Genomic DNA, 10,607 nt, shown 5'->3' with positions numbered 1-10,607 from the left:
TCCGCACCGACGGCCCGCAGTCGCACTTTTCCAAGGCCGGCACGCCGACCATGGGCGGCGCCCTGATCCTGCTCACCATCGGCCTGTCCACGCTGCTGTGGGCCGACCTGCGCAACCGCTACGTCTGGGTGCTTCTGGCGGTGATGGTGGCCTTCGGCGCCATCGGCTGGCTGGACGACTGGATCAAGATCGTCAAGCGCGACCCGAATGGCCTCAAGTCGCGGCACAAGTACGCGCTGCAGTCGCTGTTCGGCCTGGCCGCGGCGCTGGCGCTGTTCTGGACCGCCGACCACCCCAGCAACACCACGCTGTTCCTGCCGCTGCTCAAGGATTTCGCGATCCCGCTGGGCGGCATGTTCGTGGTGATCGCCTATTTCTGGATCGTCGGTTTTTCCAATGCGGTGAACCTGACCGACGGCCTCGACGGCCTGGCGATCATGCCGACCGTGCTGGTGGCGGCGGCGCTGGGCATCTTCGCCTACGCCTCGGGCAATGCGGTGTTCTCGGAATACCTGCAGATCCCGCCGATTCCCGGCGCCGGCGAAATCACCATCTTCTGCGCGGCGATCGCCGGGGCGGGGCTGGGCTTCCTGTGGTTCAACACCTACCCGGCCATGGTTTTCATGGGCGACATCGGCGCGCTGGCGCTGGGCGCGGTGCTGGGCACGATCGCGGTGATCGTGCGCCAGGAAGCGATCCTGGTGCTGATGGGCGGCATCTTCGTCATCGAAACCCTGTCGGTGATGATCCAGGTCGCCAGCTTCAAGCTGACCGGGCGGCGGGTGTTCCGCATGGCCCCCATCCACCACCACTTCGAGCTCAAGGGCTGGCCGGAGCCGCGCGTGATCGTGCGCTTCTGGATCATCTCGGTGATGCTCGTGCTGGTCGGCCTGGCCACGTTGAAGGTGCGCTGACATGAGCCTCCTCGAAGAACGCGCCGGCCAGGCCACCAAGCTCGAGCAGATCACCGGTCGTTACGACCCGGTTCTGCTGGGGCTGGCGCTGCTGATGGCCGGCTTCGGCGTGGTGATGGTCGGTTCAAGTTCGATCGCGATCGCCGAAGGCCACAACGTCGGGCCCTTCCATTACCTCATCCGGCACGTCCTCTTCCTGACCCTGGGCGGCGCGCTGGCGTTCGCGCTGATGCGCACCGAGCTCAAGCTGATCGAACGCCACAACCACCTGCTGCTGTTCGGCTGCATCGCGCTCCTGGGCCTGGTCTTCTTCCCGGGCATCGGCCACACGGTCAACGGCGCCCAGCGCTGGATCAACCTGGGCGTGTCCAAGTTCCAGGCGGTCGAAGCGGTCAAGCTGCTTCTGATCATCTGGCTGGCCAGCTACGTCGTGCGCTATCGCGACGACATCGGCGAGAAGTGGTCGACGCTGCTCAAGCCGCTGGGCGTGGCGGGGTTCCTTGTGGCCCTGCTGCTGCTGCAGCCCGACTTCGGTTCGGCCGCGCTGATCCTGGCGATCACCGGCGGCATGGTCTGGCTGGGCGGCGCGCGCATCGGCCACCTGCTGCTTATCGGCGCCGGCGTGCTGCCGCTGCTGGTGGGCGTGGCGGTGGCCGCGCCCTACCGCGTGGCGCGCCTGAAGTCCTTCCTCAATCCCTGGGAAGACCCGTTCAACGACGGCTTCCAGCTGACCCAGGCGCTGATCGCCATCGGCCGCGGCGAATGGTTCGGCGTCGGCCTGGGCGGCAGCGTGCAGAAGCTGTTCTACCTGCCCGAGGCGCATACCGACTTCATCTTTTCGGTCAGCGCCGAGGAGCTGGGCTTCGTTGGCTCGGTGGCGATCATCGCGGTGTTCGCGATCTTCAGCTGGCGCACCTTCAGCATCGGCCTGCGCGCGGTGGAAATGCGCCGCTACTTCGCCGGTTTCTGCGCCTTCGGCGTCGGCCTGTGGATCAGCCTGCAGTCCTTCGTTTCGATCGGCGTGAACCTGGGCCTGCTGCCGACCAAGGGCCTGACCCTGCCGCTGATCTCCTCGGGCGGTTCGAGCGTGCTGGTGACCTGCATGGCCATCGGCCTGCTGCTGCGCGTGAGCTACGAGCTCGACCGCGCCGAGCGCCAGGTCGCCCGCCTGCGCGGCGGCGCTTCCGACGACCCGTCGCCGTCCGTCAACGAACGCGAGCCGGCGAACTCGCCCGCCGCGGTGGCGCCGCCGGTTGGCGTGCGCGGTGGTCGTGGCCGCATCGAACCCAAGATCGGAGCCGTCGCATGAACGCAGCGACCGCGCCCGTGCTGATCCTCGCCGGTGGCACCGGCGGCCACATCTTCCCCGGCCTCGCCGTGGCCCAGGCCCTGCGCGAGCGCGACGTGCCGGTGGTCTGGCTGGGTTCGGCCGGTGGCATGGAAACCCGGCTGGTGCCGCCCGCCGGCATCCGCATCGAAACCATCTCGGTCAAGGGCCTGCGCGGCAAGGGCGCGCTGGCCCTGCTCAAGGCGCCGTTCCTGCTGCTGCGTTCGGTGGCCCAGGCGCTTTCGATCCTGCGCCGGCTGCGCCCGCGCGCCGTGCTCAGCTTCGGCGGTTACGCCGCCGGCCCGGGCGGGCTGGGCGCCTGGCTGCTGCGCTGGCCGCTGCTGGTGCACGAACAGAACCGCGCGCCTGGCCTGACCAACCGTGTGCTGTCGAAGTTCGCCCGGCGCGTGCTGTGCGGCTTCCCGGGCAGCTTCCCGGAAGGCCGCGCCGAAGTTGTGGGCAACCCCGTGCGCCCGTCCATCGAAGCGCTGCCGCCGCCTACCGAACGACTGGCCGGTCGCCAGGGTCCCGCCCGCCTGCTGGTTCTGGGCGGCAGCCAGGGCGCCCATGCGCTGAACAAGGTGCTGCCGCAGGTGCTGGCCGAACTGCCGGCCGGCGACCGCCCGCTGGTGCGCCACCAGTGCGGCGAACGCCACGCCGACGCCACCCGCGCGGTGTATGCCGAAGCCGGCGTCGCGGTGGACGTCGAACCCTTCATCGCCGACATGGCAGAAGCCTACGGCTGGGCCGACCTGGTGGTCTGCCGCGCCGGTGCGCTGACCCTGGCCGAACTCTGCGCCGCCGGTGTCGGCAGCGTGCTGGTGCCGTTCCCGGCCGCGGTGGACGACCACCAGACCCGCAACGCCGAATACCTGGTGCAGGCCGGCGCCGCCGAGCTGGTGCCCGAAGGCGAGGGTTTCCACGAACGCCTGGCCGATGCCACCCGCCGGCTGCTGTCCGCCGCCGACCTGCGCCTGGCCATGGCCTGCGCCGCGCGCGGCATCGCACAGCCTGATGCCGCCGGCCGCGTGGCCGGCATCGTGATCCAGGAGGCCCGCGCATGATCCGCCGTCGCCTGCAGGAATCCGGAGACCTGGCCCGCGCCTTCCCGCGCGTGCACTTCATCGGCATCGGTGGCGTCGGCATGTCCGGCATCGCCGAAGTGCTGGTGACCCTGGGTTACCAGGTGTCGGGTTCGGACGCCAATGAATCGGTCGCCACCCGCCGCCTCACCACCCTGGGCGCCAGCGTCTTCCGCGGCCATGCCGCCGGCAACATCGAAGGCGCCGACGTCGTGGTGGTGTCGAGCGCCATCCGCGCCGACAACCCGGAGCTGATGGCCGCCCGCGAACAGCGCATCCCGGTGGTGCCGCGCGCGGAAATGCTGGCCGAACTGATGCGCTTCAAGCGCGGCATCGCCATTGCCGGCACGCATGGCAAGACCACCACCACCTCGCTGGTGGCCAGCGTGCTCAGCGAAGGCGGGCTGGACCCGACCTTCGTGATCGGCGGCCAGCTGCTGTCGGCCGGCGCCAACGCCCGCCTGGGCGGCGGCCAGTGGCTGGTGGCCGAAGCCGACGAAAGCGACGGCAGCTTCCTGCGCCTGAATCCGCTGGTGGCCGTGGTCACCAACATCGACGCCGACCATCTTGAAAACTACGGCGGCGACTTTGCCCGCGTGCAGGCCGCCTTCGACGAATTCCTGCACCGGCTGCCGTTCTACGGCCTGGCCGTGCTGTGCATCGACGATGCCGAAGTGGCCGAACTGGCCGCGCGCACGCCGCGCCACCTGGTCACCTACGGCCTGAGCGAAGCCGCCGACGTGCGCGCCACGCATGTGCAGCAGGACGGCGCCGCCATGCGCTTCACCCTGCACCTGCCCGAAGCCCCGGAACAGGCCGTCACCCTGAACCTGCCCGGCGAGCACAACGTTCTCAACGCCCTGGCCGCCGCCGCGATCGGCTGGCAGCTGGGCGTGACGCCGGCGCAGATCGCCAGCGCGCTGGAGAAGTTTGAAGGCATCGGCCGCCGCTTCAACCTCAAGGGCGAACTCGACTTTGGCCGCGGCAAGGCGCTGCTGGTGGACGATTACGGCCACCATCCGCGTGAGCTCGAGGCCGTATTCGCCGCCGCCCGCGGCGGCTGGCCGCAGCGCCGCCTGGTCGTGGCCTTCCAGCCGCACCGCTACAGCCGCACCCGCGACCTGTTCGACGATTTCGCGGCGGTGCTTTCCAGCGCCGACGCGGTGGTGCTGGCCGACGTCTACCCGGCCGGCGAAGCGCCCATCGTCGGCGCCGACGCCAAGGCCCTGGCCCGCGCCATCCGCGCCCGCGGCCGCATCGACCCGGTGCTGGCCGGCCCCGTGCGCGAGCTGCCTGCCGTGCTGGCCGACGTCCTTGAAGACGGCGACCTGCTGCTGGTGATGGGTGCCGGCGACATCGGCGCCGTGGTCGCCGACCTGGCCGCGCACGGCATCCACGGGGAGGGCCAGGCATGAGCACCGTGTTTCCCGCCCCGCGCCTGACCGACCCCGCCGGCTTCGGCCGCGTGGCCGTGCTGATGGGCGGCACCAGCGCCGAGCGCGAAGTCTCGCTGGCTTCGGGCAGCAACGTGCTCGAGGCCCTGCGCGCGCGCGGCATCGATGCGCACGCCGTGGACGGCATCCCGGCCCTGGTGGATGCGCTGGTGGCAAAGAAATTCGACCGCGTCTTCAACATCCTGCACGGCAACAAGGGCGGCGGCGAAGACGGCGTTCTGCAGGGCCTGTGCGAAGCCCTGGGCGTGCCGGTCACCGGCTCGGGCGTGCTGGGTTCGGCGCTGGCGATGGACAAGATCCGCACCAAGCAGGTCTGGCTGGCCCTGGGCCTGCCGACACCGCGCTACGTGCGCCTCGGGAGGGGCGGGAGTGTCCAGGACGCCGCGCGCGAGCTTGGCCTGCCGGTCATCGTCAAACCCGCCTGCGAAGGTTCCAGCGTCGGCATCACCCGCGTCTTCGACGAAGCCGGCCTCGATGCCGCCGTCGAACTGGCCGCGCGTTATCCCGGCGAACTGCTGGTCGAACAGCTGGTGACCGGCGGCGAATACACCGTCGCCGTGCTGGGCGACGTGGCGCTGCCCTCGATCCGGATCGTGCCGGCCGGCGAATATTACGACTACCACGCCAAGTACCAGGCCGAAGACACCCAGTACCTGTGCCCGGGCCTGGCCGGCGACGACGAGGCCGCCATCCGCAGGCTGGCGCTGGCCGCTTTCCGCGCCGCCGGCTGCCGCGGCTGGGGCCGCGTCGACGTGATGCGCGACGCCGCCGGCAACAACTGGCTGCTGGAAGTGAACACCGCACCGGGCATGACCAGCCATTCGCTGGTGCCCAAGGCCGCGCGCGAAATGGGCCTGTCCTTCGAAGACCTGTGCTGGCGCGTGCTTGAAACCAGCCTCGCGGACGGGGAGGGCGGCCACGCATGAGCGCCCTGATGCGCATCGCTGCCTGGACCCTGGCGATCGGCCTGGTGGCACTGCCCCTGGTGGCGGTGCTCAACGGCTGGATCGCGGGCGACCGCTGGCCGATGCGCCGGCTGGCGGTGACCGGCGCCTTCGAACAGGTGGACGAAGCGGCCGTGCGCGAAGCGGTGCTGCCGCACGTGCAGCGCGGCTTCTTCGCGGTGGACCTGGACCAGGTGCGCGCCGACGTGGCGGCGCTGCCCTGGGTTGAACAGGTGGAAGTGCGCAAGCGCTGGCCCGACCGCCTGGAAGTGAGCCTGGCCGAACACACCCCGATCGCACGCTGGGCCGACGGCCGCATGCTGAGCGAGGAGGGCCTGCTGTTCGCCGCCCCGGCCGGCGCCGGTGCCGGCCTGCCGCTGTTCGACGGCCCGGAAGACCGCGCCGGCGAGCTGATGTCCTTCCACAGCCTGGCAAGGCCGCTCTTCCTGCCGCTGGGCCTGCGCGTCGAACAGGTGCGCCTGAGCGCCCGCGGCAGCTGGCAGCTGGTGCTCGACGACGGCACGCAGATCGAAGCCGGGCGCGGCGAGCCGCAGGCGCGGCTTGAACGTTTCGCACGCATGTTGCCGCAGCTGCGCCAGGACCCGGCGCGCCGGGTGGCGCGTGCGGACCTTCGTTACACGAATGGGTTCGCGATCGTCTGGGAAGACGTCGCGGTCGAAGAGGAAAACAACGCATGAATCGCAAGGGCGACAAGTCGCTGATCGTGGGCCTGGACATCGGCACGTCGAAGGTGACGGCGCTGGTGGGCGAGTATTCGCCGGGCCAGGAGATCGAGGTGATCGGCATCGGCTCGCACGAGTCGCGCGGCATGAAGCGCGGCGTGGTGGTGGACATCGAGTCCACCGTGCAGTCGATCCAGCGCGCGGTCGAAGAGGCCGAGCTGATGGCCGGCTGCGAAATCCGCTCCGTGTACGCCTCGATTTCCGGCAGCCATACCCAGTGCCGCAATTCCCCGGGCATCGTGCCGGTGGCCGGTGGCGAAGTGACCTATGCCGACCTCGACCGCGTGCTCGAGGCCGCCAAGGCGGTCGCGGTGCCGGCCGACCAGAAGATCCTGCACGCGATCCCGCAGGAATACATCGTCGACAACTCCCAGGAAGGCATCCGCAACCCGGTGGGCATGAGCGGCGTGCGGCTCGAGGTGCGCGCGCACCTGGTCACGGGCGCCCAGTCGGCCGCCAGCAACGTCAGCAAGTGCGTGCAGCGCTGCGGCCTGCAGGTGGACGACCTGATCCTGAGCTCGCTGGCCTCAAGCACCGCCGTGCTGACCACCGACGAAAAGGAGCTGGGCGTGGTGCTGGTGGACATCGGTGCCGGCACGACCGACATCGCGGTGTTCGTGCAGGGTGCCATTCGCCACTCGGCTTCCTTGCCGATCGCCGGCGACCAGGTCACCAACGACATCGCCCACCTGCTGCGCACGCCCACGCCCGAGGCCGAGCAGATCAAGGTGCGTTACGCCTGCGCGCTGGCCCAGCTGGCGACCGCGGAAGAGTCGATCCAGGTGCCCAGCGTCGGCGACCGGCCGCCGCGCCGCCTGGCCCGCCAGGCCCTGGCCGAGGCGGTGCAGAACCGCTACGAGGAAATTTTCGAGCTCGTCCAGGCCGAGCTGCGCCGTTCCGGTTTCGAGGAACTGGTGCGCGCCGGCCTGGTGCTGACCGGCGGCGCCTCGCGCATGGAAGGCGTGGTCGAGCTGGCCGAAGAAATGCTGCACATGCCGGTGCGGGTGGGGATTCCCCAGCACGTTTCCGGCCTGGGCGAAGTGGTCGGCAACCCGGTGCATGCCACCGGCGTCGGCCTGCTGCTCTGGGGCAGCCAGATTGAACACCCGCGCCGCCCGACGCTTTCGGCGGGCAAGGCCGGGACGATTTGGACGAAGTTCAAGAACTGGTACCGAGGTGAGTTCTGAGCGACGTCATGGAAGCACACGCGACACCAAAGCAAAAAAAACACAAGACAAACCCTGGATTCGAATCACGGAGGACGAGGACATGGCACATTTCGAACTGATCGAGAAGCTGGCACCCAATGCGGTCATCAAGGTGATCGGCGTTGGCGGCGGCGGCGGCAACGCCGTCGCGCACATGGTCAATGCGGGCGTGGAGGGCGTTGAGTTCATCACCGCCAACACCGACGCGCAGGCCATCAAGCAGTGCGGCGCCAAGATGCAGCTGCAGCTTGGCGGCAACGTCACCAAGGGCCTGGGCGCCGGCGCCAACCCCGAGGTCGGCCGCCAGGCCGCGCTCGAGGACCGCGAACGCATCGTCGAGGCGCTGGAAGGCGCCGACATGGTGTTCATCACCGCCGGCATGGGCGGTGGCACCGGAACCGGCGCGGCGCCGGTGGTGGCGCAGCTGGCCAAGGAGATGGGCATCCTGACCGTCGCGGTCATCACCAAGCCGTTCCCGTTCGAGGGCCGCCGGCGCATGCAGGTGGCGCTCAAGGGCATCGAGGAGCTCAGCCACCACTGCGACTCCCTGATCACCATCCCCAACGAAAAGCTGATCACCGTGCTGGGCCGCCAGGCCACCATGGTGCAGGCCTTCCGCGCGGCCAACGACGTGCTGCTGGGCGCCGTGAAGGGCATCGCCGACCTGATCGTCAGCCCGGGCCTGATCAACGTCGACTTCGCCGACGTCCGCACCGTCATGTCCGAAATGGGCCTGGCGATGATGGGCACCGGCGTGGCCCGCGGCGACGACCGCGCCCAGGCCGCCGCCGAGGCCGCCATCTCGAACCCGCTGCTCGACGAGGTCAACCTCTCGGGCGCCAACGGCGTGCTGGTCAACATCACGGCCGGCCCCGACTTCACCATGGCCGAGTTCGACGAGATCGGCCGCACCATCGAGGAGTTCTCGTCCGAGGACGCCACGGTGGTCATCGGCACCTCGCTGGACCCGGACATGCAGGACGAAGTGCGGGTGACCGTGGTCGCCACCGGCCTCAACCGCGGCGTCGTGCGCCAGCCGGTCCGGGCCCCGGAGCGGGAAGTGCAGCGGGCCCCGGTGAAGCTGGTGCGCAATGGCAGCACCGGCATGGTGGACGAGGCAGCCACGGCCATCGCCAATGGCGGCGTGATGCCGGGCGCCAACCACCTGGGCCTGCGCTCCTCGGGGCGGACCTCGGCCAGCGAACCGGCCTCGGGCACGGCCACCGCGCTGGGCGAGCTGCCCAACGAGCACGCCTACCTGGACATCCCGGCCTTCCTGCGTCGCCAGGCCGATTAAAGAGTGAAAGGGCCGCCCAGGACGGGCGGCCTGGTGAGACCCGCGGGCCCAGGCCCGCGGCGCGTGTCCCCAGGGGGAACATGGAATCCTTGGCCCGCCGGCCCGTCCGGCGGGCCCTTTTCCAGCCCCGGAACCTGAACTGGGTTGCAAAATCAATACAATTGTTTGAATGTTAGGTTTTCGTTTGTTCCACGGTGTGCTATCGTCCTCGACGGTTTTGCGCGCTCCTGCCCCGGAGACCGCCTCAAGATGATCAGACAACGCACTCTCAAGAATGTCATCCGCGCCACGGGTGTCGGTTTGCACAGCGGCGAAAAGGTCTACATGACCTTGCGCCCGGCTGCGCCCGATACCGGCATCATTTTCCGGCGCGTTGACTTCGACCAGCCCGTGGAGATCCACGCCAAGGCCGAAAAGGTCGGCGACACCAGCCTGTGCACCGCGCTGGTGGAGGGCAATGTGCGGGTCATGACCATCGAGCACCTGCTGTCGGCCATGGCCGGCCTGGGTATCGACAACGCCTACGTGGACCTGTCCACGGCCGAGGTGCCGATCATGGACGGTTCGGCCGGTCCCTTCGTGTTCCTGCTGCAGTCGGCGGGCATCGAAGAGCAGGACAAGGCCAAGCGCTTCATTCGCATCCTCAAGCCGATCAAGGTCGAGGAAGGCGACAAGTGGGCCCGCTTCGAGCCGTTCGACGGCTTCAAGGTCGGCTTCACCATCGATTTCGCCCACCCCATCTTCAACAAGGCGACCTCGAGCACCGAGATCGACTTCTCCACCACGTCCTTCGTCAAGGAAGTCAGCCGCGCCCGCACCTTCGGCTTCATGAAGGACATCGAGTTCCTGCGCGAGCGCAACCTGGCCCTGGGCGGTTCGATGGACAACGCCATCGTGCTCGACGACTACCGCGTGCTCAACGACGACGGCCTGCGTTACGAGGACGAGTTCGTGAAGCACAAGATCCTGGACGCCATCGGCGACCTGTACCTGCTGGGCCACAGCCTGATCGGCGCCTTTTATGGCTACAAGTCCGGCCACGCGCTCAACAACCAGCTGCTGCGCACCCTGCTGGCCGACACCTCGGCCTGGGAAGAAGTGACCTTCGAGGACCCGGCCCTGGCGCCGATCTCGTATGCGCACCCCGCGCAGGCCGTCTGAGACCTGCGTCACACTCTTTAACGATCGTTTAACCGCAGGTTAACGACACGCCCCGCCTGCCGGGGCATCATGCCCCGTCGGTCTTGTTCCGGGGCGACTCAGCCAGCCGCAGAAGCTGGTCGCGCAACCCCGGATCCGAAACCGACTGGGCGGTGGCCCGCAGTGAATCGCGGACTGCCTCGGAAAGCGGTTTCGGTGTTCCGGTCCCCTCGGGGATGGCGGGTTCCGGCGTAACCACTTTCACCACCAGCGTCCTGGCCTTGAGCCCGGCCGCGGCCGCCGCGCCCAACAGGGCATCGGCATGCAGCCGCAGCTTGGCCTTCCAGACCGGGGCGCTGACCAGGAACACCAAGTTCTTGTCATCCACATTGGCCAGTTTGCAGTGGTCGGCCAAGGTGGCGGGGAGACTCTGGCGTAACACGGGGTCGAGTTCGCCCAGCCAACGGGCGCGTTCGACCACGCTGGCAAGCCCGGTCC

General features: G+C 69.0%; 10 protein-coding genes. 9 read left to right on the top strand and 1 reads right to left on the bottom strand.

The window, feature by feature from the left end; all coding sequences use genetic code 11:
• The 9 genes from mraY to lpxC all read left to right on the top strand — a co-directional run.
• Positions 1–914, top strand: a 914-nt coding sequence (gene mraY, locus AACZ35_RS08675; RefSeq protein WP_339828261.1) for a phospho-N-acetylmuramoyl-pentapeptide-transferase, incomplete at its 5' end; no start/stop codon positions are given.
• 1 nt (position 915) lies between these two features.
• A complete protein-coding gene (ftsW, locus tag AACZ35_RS08670; RefSeq protein WP_339828260.1) occupies positions 916–2,223 on the top strand; it encodes a putative lipid II flippase FtsW in 1,308 nt (435 codons plus the stop codon).
• Positions 2,220–3,305, top strand: coding sequence for an undecaprenyldiphospho-muramoylpentapeptide beta-N-acetylglucosaminyltransferase (gene murG, locus AACZ35_RS08665; protein ID WP_339828259.1), 1,086 nt, complete (start codon positions 2,220–2,222; stop codon positions 3,303–3,305). The genes ftsW and murG overlap by 4 nt, the downstream gene beginning before the upstream one ends.
• Positions 3,305–4,738, top strand: a complete 1,434-nt coding sequence (gene murC / locus AACZ35_RS08660; protein WP_339828262.1) for a UDP-N-acetylmuramate--L-alanine ligase — start codon at positions 3,305–3,307, stop codon at positions 4,736–4,738. The genes murG and murC overlap by 1 nt, the downstream gene beginning before the upstream one ends.
• Positions 4,735–5,703, top strand: coding sequence for a D-alanine--D-alanine ligase (locus AACZ35_RS08655; RefSeq protein WP_339828258.1), 969 nt, complete (start codon positions 4,735–4,737; stop codon positions 5,701–5,703). Before murC ends, AACZ35_RS08655 begins: the two co-directional genes overlap by 4 nt.
• Positions 5,700–6,419, top strand: a complete 720-nt coding sequence (locus AACZ35_RS08650; protein ID WP_339828257.1) for a cell division protein FtsQ/DivIB — start codon at positions 5,700–5,702, stop codon at positions 6,417–6,419. Before AACZ35_RS08655 ends, AACZ35_RS08650 begins: the two co-directional genes overlap by 4 nt.
• Positions 6,416–7,651 (top strand): cell division protein FtsA, encoded by a 1,236-nt coding sequence (ftsA, locus tag AACZ35_RS08645; protein WP_339828256.1) that lies wholly within the window; start codon positions 6,416–6,418, stop codon positions 7,649–7,651. Before AACZ35_RS08650 ends, ftsA begins: the two co-directional genes overlap by 4 nt.
• A gap of 82 nt (positions 7,652–7,733) precedes the next feature.
• Positions 7,734–8,969, top strand: a complete 1,236-nt coding sequence (gene ftsZ, locus AACZ35_RS08640; protein ID WP_339828255.1) for a cell division protein FtsZ — start codon at positions 7,734–7,736, stop codon at positions 8,967–8,969.
• Positions 8,970–9,218: 249 nt separating this feature from the next.
• Positions 9,219–10,130: a UDP-3-O-acyl-N-acetylglucosamine deacetylase gene (gene lpxC / locus AACZ35_RS08635; RefSeq protein ID WP_339828253.1), complete on the top strand. Its 912-nt coding sequence runs from the start codon at positions 9,219–9,221 to the stop codon at positions 10,128–10,130.
• A gap of 67 nt (positions 10,131–10,197) precedes the next feature.
• Here the strand turns inward: lpxC and AACZ35_RS08630 are convergent.
• On the bottom strand, positions 10,198–10,607 hold a 410-nt coding region (locus tag AACZ35_RS08630), incomplete at its 5' end, for a DciA family protein (protein WP_339828251.1).

The sequence above is a fragment of the uncultured Arenimonas sp. genome (genome assembly GCF_963976025.1).
Lineage (GTDB): Bacteria > Pseudomonadota > Gammaproteobacteria > Xanthomonadales > Xanthomonadaceae > Arenimonas.
Note: the sequence above shows the minus strand (reverse complement) of the source record. Positions and strands in the feature narration are given on the sequence as shown.

Bases quoted from the DNA above. Each gene is read 5' to 3' on its own strand.
- ftsW (WP_339828260.1), top strand. From the start codon at position 916: ATGAGCCTCCTCGAAGAACGCGCCGGCCAGGCCACCAAGCTCGAGCAG.
- murG (WP_339828259.1), top strand. From the start codon at position 2,220: ATGAACGCAGCGACCGCGCCCGTGCTGATCCTCGCCGGTGGCACCGGC.
- AACZ35_RS08655 (WP_339828258.1), top strand. From the start codon at position 4,735: ATGAGCACCGTGTTTCCCGCCCCGCGCCTGACCGACCCCGCCGGCTTC.
- AACZ35_RS08650 (WP_339828257.1), top strand. From the start codon at position 5,700: ATGAGCGCCCTGATGCGCATCGCTGCCTGGACCCTGGCGATCGGCCTG.
- ftsA (WP_339828256.1), top strand. From the start codon at position 6,416: ATGAATCGCAAGGGCGACAAGTCGCTGATCGTGGGCCTGGACATCGGC.
- ftsZ (WP_339828255.1), top strand. From the start codon at position 7,734: ATGGCACATTTCGAACTGATCGAGAAGCTGGCACCCAATGCGGTCATC.
- lpxC (WP_339828253.1), top strand. From the start codon at position 9,219: ATGATCAGACAACGCACTCTCAAGAATGTCATCCGCGCCACGGGTGTC.